Source organism: Methyloversatilis universalis FAM5 (genome assembly GCF_000214035.2).
GTDB lineage: Bacteria > Pseudomonadota > Gammaproteobacteria > Burkholderiales > Rhodocyclaceae > Methyloversatilis > Methyloversatilis universalis.
Window position 1 is genome coordinate 396,110 of sequence record NZ_AFHG01000059.1, and the last position, 17,519, is coordinate 413,628.

Sequence of the window (17,519 nt, forward strand, 5' to 3'; positions counted from 1 at the left end):
GAGACCGGTTCAGGCGCGTCGAGCGTACCGGTTGAGGACAGGCGGCGCCAGCCGGGGTTCATACGCCCGGCACACGCCATCCGGATGCCGGGCGGATTTCTTCCCCGTTTATTCGTATGGAATTTTCGGCGCAATAATGCGGCATGCTGCCGCCGCTCACGTTCGCCCTGCTCATCGCCTGTCTGCTCGCGTCACGACTGCCGCAGCTGCCGGCGCCCGGCGTTCTGGCCGGGCTGGGCGCGCTGGCGCTGCTGCCCGCCGCGTACTGGCGGCGCTCCGCGTCTGCGCGCTGCGTGTCGATGCTGTTCGGCGGCTTCTGCCTGGCGGCCGGCTGGGGGCATCTGCAGCTCGCCGACCGTCTGGCGCCGGCGCTGGAAGGTCAGGACATCGACCTGAGCGGCGTGGTGGTGAGCCTGCCGGTGCGCATCGAGCGCGGCAGGCGTTTCGAATTCGCGGTCGATGCGCCGCCCCCCGGTGTGCCGTCGCGGCTCATGCTGAACTGGAATGACGCCCGCCGCAGCGAACAGGGCGAGCACGGCGAGGCGGAGCCGCTGGCCGCCACACCGTTGCCGGCAGGCAGCCGCTGGCAGCTGCGGGTCCGGCTGAAGCGGCCGCACGGCAACATGAACCCGCACGGCTTCGACTACGAAGGCTGGCTGTTCGCGCGCGGCATCGGCGCCACCGGCCAGGTACGGGCCAGCCCGCCGCCCCGCATGCTCGCCGCCGAGGCCGCAGGTTTCGAGCCGGCGGTACAGCGGCTGCGCGCATCGGTGCGCAGCCGCTTCGAACACGCGCTTGGCGTCGGCCGGGAGGAAGTGGACGCTGCGCCCTGGGCCGGCGTGCTGATCGCGCTGGCCATCGGCGAACAGCGCGCCATCCCGACTGCCCAGTGGGCGCTGTTCGAGCGCGCCGGTCTCACCCATCTGGTGTCGATTTCCGGCCTGCACATCACCATGGTCGCCGCGCTGGCCGGATGGCTGTTCACTGCGCTCTGGCGGCGGGTGCCGGCGCTCGCCTTGCGCTTGCCGGCCCAGCGCGCCGGGGTTGCCGCCGCACTGGTCGCGGCGGCCGCCTACTGCCTGCTGGCCGGTTTCGGCATTCCGGCGCAGCGCACCCTCATCATGCTGGCAATCGGGGCGCTCGCGCTGTGGCGCGGCCGTTTCGCGTCGCCGGTGGACGCGCTGGCCCTGGCGCTGTGCGCGGTGCTGCTGGCGCACCCGCTGGCGGTGATCGATGCCGGCTTCTGGCTGTCCTTCGGCGCGGTCGCGCTGCTGTTCTACGCAGCAGCCGGCGATGTCGGGACGGCGGCCGGACCGGTACGCCGATGGCTGCGCGCCCAGGCGGCCATCACGGTCGGGCTGGCACCGCTCACGCTGGCGCTGTTCGGCCGGGTATCGCTGATCGCGCCGTTGGCCAATCTGATCGCCATACCGGTGGTGAGCGGGCTGGTCACGCCGCTGGTGCTGATGGCGGTGGTGCTGCCCTTCGATCCGCTGCTGTGGCTGGCGCATGCGCTGATCGCGTGGCTGATGACGGGCATCGCCTGGCTGACCGCGCCCGACTGGGCGCTGTGGCAGAGCGCTGCGCCACCTGTGTGGGCGGTCGCCGCGGCCGGGCTCGGGGCGCTCTGCCTGCTGGCACCGCCCGGCTGGACAGGGCGCGCGCTGGCGCTGCCGCTGATGCTGCCGGTGCTGTGGGTGCAGCCCGAGCGACCGCTGCACGGCGACATGGTGGTGACCGTGCTCGATGTCGGCCAGGGGCTGGCGGTGCATGTGCAGACCGCCGGCCACGATCTGCTGTTCGACACCGGCCCGCGCTACGGCGCCGAAGCCGATGCCGGCGAACGGCTGGTGCTGCCCTATCTGCGTGCCGCCGGCGTACGGCGGCTGCACACCCTGGTGGTGAGTCATGCCGACAGCGACCACTCCGGCGGTGCGGCGTCAGTGCTGGACGGGCTGACCGTCGACCGCGTGCTGTCCTCGGTGCCGTCGCACGACGCACTGCGGCTGCGCCGGCCGGACACCGCAGACTGCGCCGCTGGCCAGGCCTGGCAGCTCGACGGCGTGCGCTTCGCCATCCTGCACCCGCTGCCCGGCGCGGTAGAGCGGGGCGCGCGTTCGAGCAATGCGCTGTCCTGCGTGCTGCGCATCGACGCCGCTCACGGCAGCGCCCTCATGACCGGCGACCTGCTGGCCGATGGCGAGGCGGCGCTGGTCGCGGCCGGCGCACCGCTGGCGGCCGACCTGCTGGTGACGCCGCACCACGGCAGCCGGACCTCGTCGACCGAACCCTTCGTGCAGGCGGTGAGCGCGCGCGAGGCGGTGCATGCGATGGGCTATCGCAACCGCTTCAGGCATCCGCATCCGGCGGTGGTCGCGCGCTACGAGGCGGCGGGCAGCGTACAGCGGCGCAGCGACCGCCACGGCGCGCTGCGCTACCGCTTCGCCGCCACCGGCTTCGTGGTCGAAAGCAGCCGCGAACGCGATGCGCGCTACTGGCACAATGGGTTTTAGGGGCCAGGGGCTGGGGACCAGGGGGCGATATGGGCGTGATCGACAAGGTGGCGGGGTGGTTCGGGCGGGCGCGGGCGAGCGAACAGCCACGGCTGCTGCAGGTGCAGTGCGCGAACCCGAAAGGGCTGCACCGCATGGCCTATGCGGAATGGGGCGACCCGGACAATCCGCGGGTGCTGGTGTGCGTGCATGGACTGACGCGGGTCGGTCGCGATTTCGATTTCCTCGCCCAGCGTCTGTCGGCGCACTACCGCGTCGTGTGTCCGGACGTGGTGGGGCGCGGCCGCAGCGACTGGCTGCCGGACGCGGCCGGCTATGGCGTGCCGCAGTACGTCGGCGACATGGTCACGCTGATCGCCCGGCTGGGCGTGGAGCGGGTGCACTGGTTCGGCACCTCGATGGGCGGGCTGATCGGCATGGCGCTGGCCGCGCTGCCGGATACGCCCATCACCCGCATGGTGCTGAACGACGTCGGCCCGGTGGTGACCGCGGTCAGCCTGCGCCGCATCGCCGAATACGTCGGCAAGGCCCCGAAATTCGCGTCGCTGGACGAGGCCGAGCGCTACATCCGCGTGGTCAGCGCGCCGTTCGGGCCGCTGACCGACGCACAGTGGCGCCATCTCACCGTACACTCCACCCGGCCGCGACCGGATGGCGGATTCGAGATGGGCTACGACCCGGATATCGGCAAGCCGCTGGCGGCGATGCAGTTCCTCGGCGACATCGAGCTGTGGAATCTGTATGACGCGATACGCTGCCCGACGCTGTGCGTGCGCGGCGCCGAATCCGACCTGATCACCCGCGACACGCTGGCGCAGATGGCGGAGCGCGGCCCGAAGGCGCGCACGCTCGAAATGCCCGGTGTCGGTCACGCGCCGATGTTCATGGACATCGCGCAGACCGTGCCGGTCGAACAATTCCTGCTGGAAGACACGGTTTCATGAACAAGGACGAAGTCATCGCCATCACCCGCCACTGGCTAGAACAGGCGGTCATCGGGCTCAATCTTTGCCCGTTCGCGAAGGCGGTGTATGTGAAGGATCAGGTGCGCTACGTGGTCAGCGAGGCGAAACACCTCGACGGCCTGCTGGAAGACATCGATCGCGAGATCGATTTCCTGGCGCAGGCCGATCCGGCCGCGGTCGATACCACGCTCATCATGCACGCCTCGCTGCTGGAGGACTTCCTCGATTTCAATGACTTCCTCGACATCGTGGACGAGGCGGTCAGCGAACAGGGGCACGAAGGCGTCATCCAGGTGGCCGCCTTCCACCCGCAGTGGCAGTTCGCCGATACCGAGCCGGACGACATCGGCAACTACACCAACCGCGCGCCCTTCCCGACCATCCATCTGCTGCGCGAAGCCAGCGTCACGCGCGCGGTCGATGCCTTCCCGGAAGCGGAAAGCATCTACGAGCGCAATATCGAAACGCTGAACCGGATCGGGCTGGACGGCTGGCGCGCGCTCGGCCTGCCGGACGGTCGCCGCCGTCCCGGCTGAACCTGGCCGGCCGGGCCGGGGCGATCAGTCGAATTCCGACTCCGCGTCCAGCGCCGCGCTGAGCGTCGCCCAGTCGCAGGTCTGGTGATGCATGCCGCCGGCGACCGGAATGTCGATCGCGAACACCGTGCGGTCTGCGCTCAGCAGGCCGGTGCCGTGCAGCGCCGGGCCGTCCGGCTGCGCCGGATCGCGCACCACCACCTTCAGCGGGCGGCCCGGCACCGCGGATTCGAGACGCAGACGATTGGAGTGGTTGCTCAGATCGACGATGTAGTCGGTGGTGCAGGCGGTGCTCATGACGTTCTCCCGTTCAGCATGGGCCGTCCGGGTGCAGCGATCCGGACTGGGCACAAAGGTCAGGGTTGACGCGTTCCTGACAAGGCAAGCGGAAACCGTGCAGCGATGCGTCCAATCTAGCACTGTCCGCGCCCGTCGTGGGCACGGCGTCAGGCCGCCATGGACTTGAGCTTGCCGGCGGCCGGTGTGCGGCCCGGCGAGGCGGTGCGCGCCAGCGGCATGTCGATCACGAAGCGCGCGCCGGTGCCCGGCGGCGATTCCGCGCGAATGCGACCGCCGTGGCGCGACACGATGCGGGCCACGATGGCCAGCCCGGCGCCGACGCCCGGATGGTCGCTGGTCGGGTGCAGCCGCTCGAACACGCGGAACATCCGGTGCGCCTGGGCGGGGTCGAAGCCCGGACCGTTGTCGCTCACCGCGTAGCAGGCACGGTTGCCCTCGACCCAGCCCTCCACGCGGATTTCGCTGACCGGCTGGCTGCGCGAGAACTTCAGCGCGTTGTCGATCAGGTTCTGCCACACCTGCCTGAACAGCACCGGATCGGCCAGCGTTTCCGGCAGCGGGGCAATGTCCACCCGCACCTGCCTGTCGTCGCGATAGCCCGGATGGGCATTGACCACGTCGCGCACCAGCAGACCCGGATTGATGCGCTGCACTTCGGGCGACTTGCTGCCGATGCGCGAGAAATCGAGCACCGCGTCGATCAGTTCGCCCATGCGCTGGGTATTGGCGAGGATGCGGTCCAGGCACACGCGCTGGTCCGGCGGCAGCGCTTCGCCGGCCTCTTCGAGCAGGATGCGCGAAAAGCCGTCGATGGCGCGCAGCGGGGTGCGCAGGTCGTGCGCGCAGGAATAGCCGAAAGCCGACAGGTCGTCGTTGAGCTGACGCAGTTCCAGCGTGCGCGCGGCCACCCTTTCCTCTAGGTGTTCGTTCGCTTCCAGCAGCCGCCGTTCCGACGCTTCGAGCGCCGCCAGCGTGCGGGCCTGTTTCATCGTGGCGCGGCGCAGTTCCAGCTGCGACACGACATGGCGCGCCAGCGCGGCCAGCGCATCGCGCTGCGCCGCGCTCAGCGTACGGGCGACCCGGTCGGCCACGCACAGCGCGCCGACCGCATGGCCTTCCGGCGTGATCAGCGGCGCGCCGGCGTAGAAGCGGATGTGCGGTGCGCCGGTCACCAGCGGGTTTTCGGCGAAACGCGGATCGGCGAAGGTGTCCTCGATCACGAACACGTCGCGCTGCGCGATGGCGTGGCCGCACAGCGCGATGTCGCGCGGCGTTTCGTGCGGGCCGCGGTCGCTGCGGGCCTTGAACCACTGGCGGTCGCGGTCCACCAGACTGATGTACGCCAGCGGCGTACCGCACAGCTGCGTGGCCAGCAGCACGAAATCGTCGTACAGCGGTTCGCGGTCGGTATCCAGGATGGCGTATTCGGCCAGCGCGGCGAGGCGGGCCGCCTCGTCGGGCAGGGCGGGGGCAGGCAGATAGGTCATGGCAGGGGGCGGGTTCCAGGCATTCGGTGCCGGTGCGCAGCCGGGTTCTCGGGCCGGACACCGGGTCGACAAGCGACGGGGGCGCATGATGCAGTGGCCGTTTGGACTTGTTCTTGATCGCGGACAAGGTTGGTGTAAGCAGTCTCTTTCGCGAGTGCCTCTCATTCCGCCAGTGCGTGCCCGGACCCGCAAATGCGGCATCATGCGGGCGGGCCGCTCTGCCGGCCTTTGCAATCGCCTTCGCAACCGCCTTCGCAACCGCCTCTGCCGGACCGCCGTGCCGGACATCCCATGCTGGACATTCTCTTCCGTGACGACTATGTGGTCGCCATCGACAAGCCTTCCGGCCTGCTGGTGCATCGCACCGCGCTCGACCGCCATGAAACCGAATTCGCGGTGCAGCGGCTGCGTGACCAGATCGGGCAGCGGGTGTGGCCGGTGCACCGGCTGGACCGGGGTACCTCCGGCGTGCTGGTGTTCGCGCTGAACCCGGAGGCGGCCCACGTGCTGGCGCAGCAGTTCGCGGCGCATCGGCCGGCCAAGCGCTATCTGGCGGTGGTGCGCGGGCATCCGCCTGAGGCCGGCGACATCGATCACCCGCTGCGCCGCATCGACGACGCAATCGACCCGCGTGCGGCGCGCGAGGGCGCCGAGCCGGTCGTGGCGCAGCCGGCGCTCACCCGCTACCGCCGGCTGGCGGTGGCCGAAATGCCGGTGGCCATCGACCGCTATCCGGCCAGCCGCTACGCGCTGGTCGAAGCGATGCCGCTGACCGGCCGCACCCACCAGATCCGCCGCCACCTGAAGCACATCGCCCACCCCATCATCGGCGACGCCACCTACGGCAAGGGGCCGCACAACCGCTATGTCGCCACGTTGTGCGGCGAGCCGCGGCTGCTGCTCGCCTGTATACATATGCATATCCGCCATCCGGTGAGTGGCGAGGACATCGAACTGCGCTGCCGGCCGGGCAGCGCCTTCAACCGGCTGGCGCAGGTGTTCGGCTGGGACGCCGCGCTGCTGGATCCGGCATGACGGGGGGGCGGAGTCCTGTGGGCGCGGCGCTCTGTCGCGATCGAGCGGTTGAATGAAGTGCGGCGGGGGATGAAGGCTGCATCGCGGCGGGGGCGCCGCTCCCACGAAATTCGCGTCGGGCGGAGCGGCGCCCGGCCGTGATTGGGCGGTGAATGAAGCGCGATGAGGGGTGAAGGCTTCACCGCCGCCAGGGCGCCACTCCCTCTGTCGCGAAGGCTGAGGCGGCGTCTGTGGGAGCGGCGCCTCGCCGCGATACGGCCGTTGAATGAAGCGCGACGGGAGATGGAAGCTGCCATCGTGGCGGAAGCGCCACGGCCACGATCCTGTAACGGGTGGCGCGGATCCGCCTGACCGGTGCGCGCCTGAATAGTCCGTTCGGACTATCCGCGCGAATATTTCATGTCATGGCAGGGACACGTTCGGTCCGGAGAATCCGGCCTGAATTTTTCCCGCCCTGCCATGAAAAAAATCATTGCCCTCGGCGCCCTTGCGGCGCTTGCACCTTCCTTTGCCAACGCCTGGTGGGACGAGGCGTGGACCGCCCGTCGCACCGTCACGCTGGACACCTCCGCCACCGGCGTCGCGATTGCCGCGCCGCAGTCTTCGGTGCCGGTCGCGGTGCGCCTGCACAGCGGCAATTTCGATTTCACCGCGGCGAAGGAGGACGGCTCGGATCTGCGCTTCGTCGCCGGCGACGACAAGACGGTGCTCAAGCACCATGTCGAGCGCTACGACAGCCTGAACGAACTCGCGGTCGTGTGGGTACAGGTGCCGCTGGTGGCGCCCGGTCAGGAACGCACCACGGTCTATGCCTATTTCGGCAATGCCGCGGCGGGCGGTGCGCAGGACAGCAAGGCGAGCTACGACGCATCGACCGTCGGTGTCTGGCATTTCGCCGAGCCGGCGCCGCTGGCCGATGCATCCGCCAGCGCGCTGAGCGCTACCGGCAGCGGGAACATCCAGAAGGCCGCGCTGCTGGGCGACGCCGCCATCTTCGCCGGCAGCCCGCTGCGCGTGCCGGCCTCGCCGGCGCTTGCGACCACCGCGGGCGGTGCGTGGACGATGTCGGCCTGGGTCAAGCCGGCCGGCGCGCAGCAGGCGACGCTTTATGCGCAGGGTGCGCTGACGGTGAAGGTCGACGGCAGCGCGTTCGCGCTCGATGTGGCCGGCACCCGGGTGGCCGGTGGCACGCTGAAGGCGGGTGCCTGGCAGCACGTCGCGGCCACGGTCGGTGGTGGTAAGGCCACGCTGTATGTCGACGGCCAGCCGGTCGGCAGCGCTGACGCGGCACTGCCGGCGGTGCAGGCCGAGGTCGTGATCGGCGATGCCTACAACGGCGAACTGGACGAGCTGCAGCTCGCCAACACGGTGCGCAGCGCCGACTGGATCAGGCTGGCCGCCGTTGGACAGGGGGCGGACAGCCCCTTTGTCAGCGTGCGCGAGGACGCGGCGGGCGGCGAAGAGGGCGGCCACAACTACTTCGGCATCCTGATCGACAACCTCACGGTCGACGCCTGGGTGGTCATCGTCATCCTCGCGGTCATGTTCGTCATCAGCTGCTGGGTGATGATTGCCAAGGCCCTGCTGGTCGGCCGCATCGACGGCGACAACCGCGCCTTCCTGCAGCGCTTCCGCAGCGCCAGCAACGATTTCCTGAAGCTGGACCAGGGTGCCTCCCACAAGAGTTCGTCGCTGTTCCGCCTGTACGGCGCCGGCCTGCGCGAAATCCGCAAGCGCTTCGACGCGCAGGGCGAAGCCGCCGGTCTGACCGGTGCCTCGATGGACGCGATCAAGGCGTCGATCGACGCCGACCTGGTACGCGAATCGCACAAGCTCAACGCGCAGATGGTGCTGCTCACCATCGCCATTTCCGGCGGTCCCTTCCTCGGCCTGCTCGGCACCGTGGTCGGCGTCATGATCACCTTCGCCGCGATCGCTGCCGCGGGTGACGTGAACGTGAACGCCATCGCCCCGGGCATCGCCGCCGCGCTGCTGGCCACCGTGGCCGGTCTCGCGGTCGCGATTCCGGCGCTGTTCGGCTACAACTACCTCGCGGCGCGCATCAAGAACATCAGCGCCGACATGCAGATCTTCGTCGACGAGTTCATCACCCGCGTCGCCGAAGTGCACGGCCGCTGACGGCAGACGCACGCCATGTCCGCCGACGTAAAGGGAGAGAACCAGCCCTACGACGAGATCAACGTCACCCCGATGCTTGATCTCGCCTACGTGCTGCTGGTGGTGTTCATCATCATGACCACCGCCTCGGTGCAGGGCATCAAGGTCGATGCGCCGCAGACGCGCACCACCGCCTCGCTGGCCAAGCCCCAGACCAAGGCCATCACCATCACCGCCGCCGGCGACGTCTATCTCGACGCCTATCCGGTCGACATGGCCACGCTGGAAGCCCGGCTTGCGCAGTACAAGGGCGCCAACCCGGCGCTGCCGGTGGTGCTCAAGGGCGACGCCGCCGCGCACTACGAGAAGGTGTCCGCGGTGCTGGAAATCTGCAAGCGGCTGGACATCACCGAAGTCGGGCTGGTGACCAAGAAGGTGGCCGGCTGATGCCGCGCGGATGACACACAGCCATGCAGATCAATACCGAAGCCAAACCCTACGACTCGATCAACGTCACGCCGATGCTGGACCTGGCCTACGTGCTGCTCGTCGTGTTCATCCTGATGACCACCGCCGGCGTGCAGGGTCTGACGATGAATCTGCCCAAGCCGTCGAACAAGCCGAGCACCGAACAGCACGAAGTGAAGATCGTGCAGGTGATGGAAAGCGGCGCACTGATGGTCAATGGTGTCGGCGTGACGCTGGACCAGCTCGAAGTGCAGCTCGACGCCGCCCGGGCGCGCGACCCGAAGTTCAGCGTGATGATCCGCGGCGAGGCACGCGCGCCCTATAACGGTGTCATCCAGGTGGTCGACCTGGTCAATCGCATGGGCATCGCCAACGTCGGCCTCATCACATCGCGGATCGGCACCTGATGGGCGCGCTCGCGGAAGATTCGGTCGAGCTGTCGCGCGGCGCGCGCGCACTGCGCTTCGTCGCGCTGGCGGTGGGCGTGGCGCTGCTGGTGGCGGCCGGCATGTGGCTGAAGGATCTGTTCTCGAAGCCGTCGGCGCCGACGCGCCAGGTGACGAAGATTTCCATCATTCCGGACACGCCGCCGCCCCCGCCTCCGCCGCCGAAGGAGGAGAAGCGGCCGGAGCCGAAGGAAACCAAGGAAGTGAAGGTCGAGCAGCCCAAGCCGGTCGAGGCGCCGCCGCAGCAGGCCGAACAGCTGAAGATGGAAGGCGCGGCCGGCGACGGCCCCAGTCCGTTCGCTGCCGGCAGCGTGGCCAACGAGTACAAGGGCGGCGACGTCGGCACCACGGTCGGCGGTGCGCCGCAGGTGAAGTCCAACCGCATGCAGTTCGCCTTCTTCACCAGTGCGCTGCAGCGGCACATCCAGGACGAACTGGCCCGCAACAAGGACATCAAGCAGCTCGACTACCGCGTGCCGGTCGCCATCTGGCTGGCGCGCGACGGCAGCGTGCAGCGCGCCGAGCTGGCCGGTTCCACCGGCGACGACAGGACCGACGCCGCGCTCACTGCAGCGCTGGCCCAGATGCGGCCCTTCCGGGAAGCGCCGCCCGCCGACATGCCCCAGCCGGTGCGCCTGCGCATCAGCAACCGCATGACCGGTTGAACACCCCCATACACGACACTCCGGACCGAAGTGATGAAGAAAGCACTGCTCCCGCTCGCGCTCGCCTCGCTGTGCGCACTGCCCGCACAGGCGGACGAAGGCGCGTCCATCGACACGCTGCGCCAGACCACGCTGAACCTGATCGACGCGCTGGTCGATACCGGCGTGCTCACCCGTGACAAGGCGGACGAACTGATCAAGGCCGCCGAAGCCAAGGCCGCGAAAACCGCGGCCAGGGCGAAGAAGGACAGCACGGTGCGGGTGCAGTACGTGCCGGAATCGGTGAAGGCCGAAATCCGCGAGCAGCTGAAGCAGGAAGTGCTGGCCCAGGCACGCACCGAAGGCTGGGCCACGCCGAACGCGATTCCCGAATGGACCGAGCGCATCCGGATCGAGGGCGATCTGCGCGTGCGCATGCAGGAAGACAGCTTCCCCAAGGGCAACAGCCCGATCGCCAGCTATGCGCCGGGTGCGGCCGGCAATCCGGCGGCGACCAATCCGGACTTTCCGCTCGGCACGCGCTTTCCGGCCGGTGTCGGCCTTGATGACAACGGCTTCCCGACCGGCAATGCGTCGGACGACGTGAACCGCCTGCGCCTGCGTGCCCGGCTCGGCGTGCTGGCCAAGATCAACGACACGGTCAGCGCCGGCTTCCGCTTCACCACCGGCAACGTGACCGACCGGGTATCGACCAACCAGACCCTGGGCAGCAATTTCAACAAGTACAGCTTCCTGGTCGACCGCGCCTACATGAAGTTCGATCCGGTGGAGTGGGCGTCCTTCAGCGGCGGCCGCATTCCCAACCCCTGGTTCGCGACCGATCTGGTGTGGGACGAGGACCTGAACTTCGACGGCATCGCGGTGAACCTGCGCAACGTCACGATGACCCAGGCGCTGCGCCCCTTCGCCACCGCCGGCTGGTTTCCGCTGCGCGCCGACAACCCGCCGAACGCCGACAAGCAGTGGCTGGCCGGCGCGCAGATCGGCGCCGAGTACGACCTCAACGGCAGCACCCGTCTGCGCGTGGGTCTGGCCAAGTATCACTACAGCCGGCTCGAAGCCCGTACCGACACCCGCTTCGACCTGACCGGCGCGCTGCCGGGCTACGGCGGTTACGAACATTCGTCCGCGCTGCGCCAGAAGGGCAACACCCTGGTGCGCACCAACAGCCCGCTGGACGCGAATGGCGCGCCGATCTACGGCCTGGCGTCGAAGTTCGAGCCGTGGGTGATCACCGCCACCGCGGATCTGGCTCATTTCGACCCGGTGCATGTGCTGCTGTCCGCCGAATACGTGAAGAACACCGGCTTCGACCGTGCCGACATCCTGCGTCGAACCGGCCTCAACCTGACCGACGGCAAGGACACAGCCTGGCACGTGCGACTGGCGGTCGGCATGCCTTCGGTCCGTCTGGCCGAAGACTGGCAGGTGTTCGCGTCCTACAAGTACATAGGCTCCGATTCGGTGGTCGATGGCTTCACCGATTCCGACTTCGGTCTTGGCGGCACCAACCTGAAGGGCTTCGTCATCGGCGGCAGCTACGGCCTGTATCGCGATACCGCGGTCGGCCTGCGCTGGTACTCGGCCCGCAACATCCACGGCATGACCTACGACCCGACCGTGATTGCCGGTCAGCGCTACGAGGTCGACACCGTCATGCTCGACATGAACGTGAGGTTCTGAGCATGAAGCGCTTCGTACTGATGCTGTCGCTGCTGCTGACCGCAGGCGCGGTGGCCGCGCAGGAAAAACCGTCCCGCGAGCAGGAACAGCTGCGCCGGCTGCGCGCCCAGGCGCAGCAGCTTCAGCAGTCGCTGGCAGCCGAACAGCAGGCGCGCCAGAGCGCCGAGGCCGAACTGAAGGCGCTCAAGGGCGCGCAGGCGGCGGAGATCGAGAAGATCGGCGCGGAAGCGCGGGCCGCGCGCGGCAGCGCTCAGGCCTCTCGCCGGCAGATCGAACAGCTGGAAAAGGATCTGGCGGCCGAGCGGCAGGCGCGCGAACAGTCGGCCCGTCAGGCCGAACAGCTGGGCCAGCGTCTGACCGAGCGTGAACGCGAACTGAACGAGGCGCGCAACACGCTGGCCGGCACCGGCCGCGATCTCGAACAGTCGCGGGTGAAGGCGGAGCAGTCGGCCACCCGTCTCGCCCAGTGCGAGAAGGACAACCGCGCGCTCTACGGCACCGGCATCGAGGTGCTCGACCACTACCGCAATCGCACGCTGGGTGAACGCATCGGCCAGTCCGAGCCGTTCGCGCAGACCGCGCGGGTGAAGCTCGAGAACCTGATCGAAACCTGGCGTGACCGTCTGGACGAAGCGCGCCTGGTCACTGCGCCGTCACGCTGACGACCGGCGCGGATGTCCGGGGTGTCGCGCGGCTCATTCCGGAAACGCCCGCTCCGCGCGGCGCTCCGCGCCACGGCTCATTTCCGCATGAGCCGTTCGGCTCATTGCAAGACCCCGGCTGTGAAACAGGGTTGTCATCGTCCGCCGATAACTTGCCGGACGAATATCGGACGGAATTTCTTACAGCGCATGGTCCGTTCGGCTCATTCAATGCGGCTGCGATGCAGCGGTTGATGTAACGCGCAGCCGTCACGCTTCGATCGCTTCCTCGTGGAGCAGGGAGGTTCGGAGCGCATTCCGGAATCCACCCACGACACACTTCTTCTGGAGATATTCATGTTCAAGACCAAACTGATTGCTGCGGCAATTGCGCTGGGCGTTTCGGGTTTCGCGAACGCGACCATCACGGGCGCCGGGACCGGCAACACCGAGTTCGTTTTCTCAGCTTTCAATACTTTGGCAGGCAAGGGCTACACCTACGATCTGTCTGACCTTGGTTGGGACGACGTCTACGGTAGCGACGTCAGGATGAATAGCCTGATCGGTAACGTCAATCCGGGTACCTCGGGTGTCATGAACCTGGTCAATAAGCCCGCGACTGGTGTCCTGTTTGATATCGCGCTGCCGTCCTTCTCGAGTTTTCTGGCTGGTACCAACGCCGCCAACCTCCAGTGGAACGTCGTGTCTGCAGAGAGCGAAGGCCTCCGTCGTATCGTGCAAACTGTTTCCACTGCGCCTACGGCTGCACTGACGAACGCCAAGATCATTACCGCGGTCAATAACTTCGACAACTACACTTCGGCGGTTGGTTCGAAGGGCACCCATCCGGGCGGCGTGCTGATTGATGGTTTCGCGGAGACTGTTGCCGCTGACGGCACGGCTTACGCTGGCACTCTGGGTGCCAACTTCGGCAACGCCGGCTACGCCTCCACCGGCGGCATCAACGATGCGCTGTCGCTCTACGTCTTCGGTTCGACCTCGACCACCTCCAACCAAAACGCTGGCCGCGTTGCGCAGCTGAAGAGTGCTGATGGCCAGGCAGTCGTTGCCCGGATCTACCAGGGCGCTGACGGTTACCACCTGCAGATTTCCGCAGTGCCGGAACCCGAAACCTACGCGATGCTGCTGGCCGGTCTGGGCCTGCTGGGTTTCGCCGCCCGTCGCAAGAACGCCTGATTGTTTTCCTTTCCCGGCGGTCGCAGCGGATGCGGCCGCCCCTGCCTGAATTCCTGGAGAAACTCATGCAACTGAAGAAGATCGCTTTCGCCGTCGCCGCCATGGCGACCGGCTTTGCCGCTCAGGCCGCCGGCACCGTCAGCATCGGTGGCGTGCCGCACAACGTCGTCTATCTGTCCGGCGCTTCCGCCCCCGACAACTTCCTGGCCGACATCGCCGAAGGCATGATGACCGGCGTCACCCACTACAGCGCCAGCAACTACAAGGCTTTTGCCGGTTCGGCCAATGGCATTCCGGGCGTGACCAACGGCACCAAGGTGCTGTTCATCAAGCGTTCGGCTGGCGGTTCGGCCTTCGGCGTCGGCCCGGTGGCCCGTGCCCAGCGCGTCAAGACCATCGACGTGACCAACTGCACCAGCGGCGCCGGCACCAAGGCCAGCCCCTTCGTCTGCGCGATCACCGGCGCGGATCCGGGTGAAGCGAACCATGCACTGACCACCAATGCCGGTCTCGTACCCGATTTCGGGATTTCCGACGTCGAACCGGCCATGTTCCAGGGCCCGCTCAACACCGAGAACGATACCGAGCCGCTGGCATCCGACGAAGTTGCCCGCCTCGCGGTGCAACCGGTGAACCAGCTGATGATGGGTCTGGCCGCCACCAACACGCTGCCGGCCTCGACCCACCTGTCGCGCGCCGTGTATGGCGCCATGCTGAACGGCCAGGTGCAGACCTGGGATCAGGTTGATCCGTCGCTGGACGGTGACGTGGTCGTGTGCCGCCGCTCGGAAGGTTCGGGCACCCAGACCTCGTACAACTGGTTCTTCGGCAACTTCCCGTGCTCGACTAATGAGAACGGATCCGTTTCTCCGGCCCGCATGAGCGACAGCTTCGGCTACAAGGTGTCCGGTTCGGGCACGACCGCCGATCCGTACATCATCGACGCGAGCGCCGGCTACACCGTGATCGAGAACGCTTCGTCCGGCAACGTCCGCAGCTGCCTGCAGGCTGCCAACGACGGCACCAACTACACCTTCACCACCTGGGATTCCGCCGAGCAGAAGAATAACGTCTTCCGCGTGAACTTCGCCGAATCGGGTCCGAAGAAGGCGATCGGCGTGGTGTCGCTCGACTCCTACACCAATGCCGCCGGTGCGAAGTTCAGCTTCCGTCACCTCGACGGCGCGGGCAGCTACAACTACGACTCGGTCACCAAGACCTTCTCGTCGTCGGCCGGCGCCACCGGTGTCGCCCCGTCCAAGGCCAACCTGCTGGCCGGCAAGTACGACTTCGTGGTTGAAATCTCCGCCCAGTCGCGCGCCCAGGCAGTCACCAACGAACAGGGCGACACCGTTGCCCCGATCGCCGGCCTGACCAAGGCGGTGGCCGACGAGTTCGTGAAGCGCGCCGGTTCGCCGAAGTTCACTGGCAACTTCGAGAACACCGGTACCCAGGTGTCGACCCCGGAAGCTTTCGCGTCGCTGCCGCAGTACTACGCGGGCCTGACCAACGCAGCCGGTGCGGCCACCAACGCTGCGGGCAAGCGCTTCGCCGACCTGTACGTGTCGAAGTACACCCGCAACGCCAACACCTGCTCGCCGCTGCAGTACGTCGGCAACTGAGCTGGATGACCGTGTGACGGCGCTGTCCGGCCGTCGCACCGTCAGTGGATCCGCGGCCCGCCCTCCGGCGGGCCGTTCGTTTGTCAGGCTTCCGGCCGTCATATTCTTCAGGGCACGCATGTCCGGTCCGATTTCCCGCTGCATCCGCCTGTGCGCGACGCTGTTCGCACTGTGCATACACTCCGCGTCGGCGCAGGACGCCGGCCGTTTCGACATTCTCGAATTCGTGGTCGAGGGCAATACCGTGCTCCCGCCCGAGGCGGTCGAGCGTGCGGTGTATCCGCATCTGGGCCCGCGCCGCAACGCGGCCGACGTGAATGCCGCGGCCGCCGCGCTGGAGAAGGCTTACCAGGACGCCGGCTACATGACGGTGGCGGTCGGCATTCCGGAGCAGGCGACCGATTCCGGCGTGATCACGCTGGAGGTGACCGAAGGGCGCATCGAGCGTCTGCGCGTGACCGGCGCCGAATACACGCTGCCGAGCGCGGTGCGCGACGCCGCGCCGTCGCTGGCCGAAGGCGGCGTGCCCCACTTTCCGGACGTGCAGGAAGATCTTGGCCGGCTCGGGCGCAACGCCGACCTGCGCGTGACGCCGCTGCTGCAGCCGGGCCGGATACCGGGCTCGGTCAATGTCGAACTGCGGATGGAAGACAGTTCGCCGCTGCACGGTTCGATCGAACTGAACAACAAGCGCAGCGCTGACACCGAAACCGGCCGTCTGGAGGCGACGCTGCGCTATGACAATCTGTGGCAGCGCCGCCATTCCATCGGCCTGACCTATTTCTCGTCGCCGCGCAACCGCGACGAGGTCGAGGTGTTCGGCCTCAACTACGCGGCGCCGGTGGGCGACGGCATCCTGGCCGCCTTCTTCGCGCGCTCCAACAGCAATGTGCCGACCCAGTTCGATACCGCCTCGCTGGGTCGCGGCGACACCCTGGGCGCGCGCTACGTGCGCCCGCTGCCGGACCGCGGTCGCGGCTTCTTCCATTCCATCAGTCTGGGGCTGGATTACAAGGACAACGATCAGGACACCCGCGGCATCGGCGGCACCGCTTTCGTCATCAGCCAGCCGGTGCGCTACTGGGTCATGTCGGCCCAGTACGGCATCACGCTGCCCTTCGAATCCGGCGCGCGCCTGCGGCTGGGCACCACCCTGTCCGCCGGTTCGACCGGCCTGAACGAGCGCTACATCGACTGCAACGGTGTGCGCGCCGAACAGTTCGCCTGCCGCCGCGCGGGCGCCACGCCGTCCTTCTTCGTCAGCCGCTTCGAGCTGGAAGGCAGCTATCCGTTCGCCGGCGGCTGGCTGGTGTCGGCCCGCGCCGACGCGCAGCGCACCAGCGATCCGCTGATCAACAGCGAACAGTTCTCGGCCGGCGGCGTCGACTCGGTCCGCGGCTATCTGGAGTCGGAACGCATGGGCGACGAGGGCGAGCGGCTGCGGCTGGAACTGGCCACGCCGACGCGCCCCTTCTTCGACGCGGCATTCGCGCTGAACGCGCTGATGTTCTACGACTGGGCCGGTGTGCGCATACGCGAGGCCTTTGCCGGTCAGGACCCGCGCTCGGCGCTGGAAAGCGCCGGTCTTGGCCTGCGCCTGCTCACGCCGCGTGGCTTCAAGCTGCACGCCGACTGGGCCTACGCGCTGCGCGACGGCGCGGTGGGCAACGGCCGCACCCGCGAAGGCGACCACCGCCTGCTGCTGAAGCTGGCCTACGAATTCTGAGCGCTGCGCGACGCCGTTCACGGCAGGCGGCCGGGTGGCCGCTGCCCGTCACCGTTGCGTCATGCATGACGCCGAAACTGGATGCAAGGGCCCGTTCCGAGGGCCGCAGGAGTCCGC

General features: G+C 68.0%; 15 protein-coding genes. 13 read left to right on the top strand and 2 right to left on the bottom strand.

Translation table 11 applies throughout. From position 1 onward, the window contains the following. The first annotated feature begins 143 nt into the window (after positions 1 to 143). From METUNV1_RS19680 to METUNV1_RS19690, 3 genes are read left to right on the top strand one after another with little or no spacing between them, the layout of a single operon-like run. Positions 144 to 2,513, top strand: coding sequence for a DNA internalization-related competence protein ComEC/Rec2 (locus METUNV1_RS19680; protein ID WP_008064883.1), 2,370 nt, complete (start codon positions 144 to 146; stop codon positions 2,511 to 2,513). A 29-nt stretch (positions 2,514 to 2,542) separates the two neighbouring features. Then, positions 2,543 to 3,457, top strand: a complete 915-nt coding sequence (locus METUNV1_RS19685) for an alpha/beta fold hydrolase (RefSeq protein WP_008064884.1) — start codon at positions 2,543 to 2,545, stop codon at positions 3,455 to 3,457. Beyond that, entirely contained in the window at positions 3,454 to 4,014 is a 561-nt protein-coding gene (locus METUNV1_RS19690; protein ID WP_008064885.1) for a DUF1415 domain-containing protein, read from the top strand. Before METUNV1_RS19685 ends, METUNV1_RS19690 begins: the two co-directional genes overlap by 4 nt. A gap of 24 nt (positions 4,015 to 4,038) precedes the next feature. On the opposite strand, the gene METUNV1_RS19695 is transcribed toward METUNV1_RS19690, so the two are convergent. Together METUNV1_RS19695 and METUNV1_RS19700 are read right to left on the bottom strand one after the other, a co-directional pair. After that, positions 4,039 to 4,311, bottom strand: a complete 273-nt coding sequence (locus tag METUNV1_RS19695; RefSeq protein WP_008064886.1) for a hypothetical protein — start codon at positions 4,309 to 4,311, stop codon at positions 4,039 to 4,041. Positions 4,312 to 4,460: 149 nt separating this feature from the next. Then, positions 4,461 to 5,801, bottom strand: coding sequence for a sensor histidine kinase (locus METUNV1_RS19700; protein WP_008064887.1), 1,341 nt, complete (start codon positions 5,799 to 5,801; stop codon positions 4,461 to 4,463). A gap of 291 nt (positions 5,802 to 6,092) precedes the next feature. Here METUNV1_RS19700 and METUNV1_RS19705 point away from each other — a divergent pair, with 291 nt between their 5' ends. The 10 genes from METUNV1_RS19705 (at position 6,093) to METUNV1_RS19750 (ending at position 17,402) form a co-directional block, all read left to right on the top strand. Next, positions 6,093 to 6,836 carry a pseudouridine synthase gene (locus tag METUNV1_RS19705; protein WP_008064888.1) on the top strand — a complete coding sequence of 248 codons (744 nt, stop codon included), beginning with the start codon at positions 6,093 to 6,095 and terminating at the stop codon, positions 6,834 to 6,836. A gap of 459 nt (positions 6,837 to 7,295) precedes the next feature. After that, positions 7,296 to 8,975: a DUF2341 domain-containing protein gene (locus METUNV1_RS19710; protein ID WP_008064889.1), complete on the top strand. Its 1,680-nt coding sequence runs from the start codon at positions 7,296 to 7,298 to the stop codon at positions 8,973 to 8,975. A 15-nt stretch (positions 8,976 to 8,990) separates the two neighbouring features. After that, the gene (locus METUNV1_RS19715) at positions 8,991 to 9,401 is read left to right on the top strand and encodes an ExbD/TolR family protein (protein WP_008064891.1); all 411 of its coding nucleotides are present in this window, start codon (positions 8,991 to 8,993) and stop codon (positions 9,399 to 9,401) included. 23 nt (positions 9,402 to 9,424) lie between these two features. Next, a complete protein-coding gene (locus tag METUNV1_RS19720) occupies positions 9,425 to 9,829 on the top strand; it encodes an ExbD/TolR family protein (protein WP_008064893.1) in 405 nt (134 codons plus the stop codon). Then, positions 9,829 to 10,533 (top strand): TonB family protein, encoded by a 705-nt coding sequence (locus tag METUNV1_RS19725; RefSeq protein WP_008064895.1) that lies wholly within the window; start codon positions 9,829 to 9,831, stop codon positions 10,531 to 10,533. The genes METUNV1_RS19720 and METUNV1_RS19725 overlap by 1 nt, the downstream gene beginning before the upstream one ends. Before the next feature lie 33 nt (positions 10,534 to 10,566). Continuing rightward, positions 10,567 to 12,216, top strand: a complete 1,650-nt coding sequence (locus tag METUNV1_RS19730) for a putative porin (protein WP_008064896.1) — start codon at positions 10,567 to 10,569, stop codon at positions 12,214 to 12,216. 2 nt (positions 12,217 to 12,218) lie between these two features. Beyond that, entirely contained in the window at positions 12,219 to 12,878 is a 660-nt protein-coding gene (locus METUNV1_RS19735) for a hypothetical protein (protein WP_008064897.1), read from the top strand. 336 nt (positions 12,879 to 13,214) lie between these two features. Then, on the top strand, positions 13,215 to 14,054 hold the full coding sequence (locus METUNV1_RS19740) for a PEP-CTERM sorting domain-containing protein (protein WP_043360381.1): 840 nt from the start codon (positions 13,215 to 13,217) through the stop codon (positions 14,052 to 14,054). 65 nt (positions 14,055 to 14,119) lie between these two features. After that, complete coding sequence (locus METUNV1_RS19745) at positions 14,120 to 15,676, top strand: hypothetical protein (protein WP_008064899.1); 1,557 nt, start codon at positions 14,120 to 14,122, stop codon at positions 15,674 to 15,676. A gap of 118 nt (positions 15,677 to 15,794) precedes the next feature. Next, complete coding sequence (locus METUNV1_RS19750) at positions 15,795 to 17,402, top strand: ShlB/FhaC/HecB family hemolysin secretion/activation protein (protein WP_008064901.1); 1,608 nt, start codon at positions 15,795 to 15,797, stop codon at positions 17,400 to 17,402. The last annotated feature ends 117 nt before the right edge of the window (positions 17,403 to 17,519 follow it).

Coding starts and splice junctions, on each gene's coding strand:
- METUNV1_RS19680 (WP_008064883.1), top strand. CDS start 144: ATGCTGCCGCCGCTCACGTTCGCCCTGCTCATCGCCTGTCTGCTCGCG.
- METUNV1_RS19685 (WP_008064884.1), top strand. CDS start 2,543: ATGGGCGTGATCGACAAGGTGGCGGGGTGGTTCGGGCGGGCGCGGGCG.
- METUNV1_RS19690 (WP_008064885.1), top strand. CDS start 3,454: ATGAACAAGGACGAAGTCATCGCCATCACCCGCCACTGGCTAGAACAG.
- METUNV1_RS19695 (WP_008064886.1), bottom strand. CDS start 4,311: ATGAGCACCGCCTGCACCACCGACTACATCGTCGATCTGAGCAACCAC.
- METUNV1_RS19700 (WP_008064887.1), bottom strand. CDS start 5,801: ATGACCTATCTGCCTGCCCCCGCCCTGCCCGACGAGGCGGCCCGCCTC.
- METUNV1_RS19705 (WP_008064888.1), top strand. CDS start 6,093: ATGCTGGACATTCTCTTCCGTGACGACTATGTGGTCGCCATCGACAAG.
- METUNV1_RS19710 (WP_008064889.1), top strand. CDS start 7,296: ATGAAAAAAATCATTGCCCTCGGCGCCCTTGCGGCGCTTGCACCTTCC.
- METUNV1_RS19715 (WP_008064891.1), top strand. CDS start 8,991: ATGTCCGCCGACGTAAAGGGAGAGAACCAGCCCTACGACGAGATCAAC.
- METUNV1_RS19720 (WP_008064893.1), top strand. CDS start 9,425: ATGCAGATCAATACCGAAGCCAAACCCTACGACTCGATCAACGTCACG.
- METUNV1_RS19725 (WP_008064895.1), top strand. CDS start 9,829: ATGGGCGCGCTCGCGGAAGATTCGGTCGAGCTGTCGCGCGGCGCGCGC.
- METUNV1_RS19730 (WP_008064896.1), top strand. CDS start 10,567: ATGAAGAAAGCACTGCTCCCGCTCGCGCTCGCCTCGCTGTGCGCACTG.
- METUNV1_RS19735 (WP_008064897.1), top strand. CDS start 12,219: ATGAAGCGCTTCGTACTGATGCTGTCGCTGCTGCTGACCGCAGGCGCG.
- METUNV1_RS19740 (WP_043360381.1), top strand. CDS start 13,215: ATGTTCAAGACCAAACTGATTGCTGCGGCAATTGCGCTGGGCGTTTCG.
- METUNV1_RS19745 (WP_008064899.1), top strand. CDS start 14,120: ATGCAACTGAAGAAGATCGCTTTCGCCGTCGCCGCCATGGCGACCGGC.
- METUNV1_RS19750 (WP_008064901.1), top strand. CDS start 15,795: ATGTCCGGTCCGATTTCCCGCTGCATCCGCCTGTGCGCGACGCTGTTC.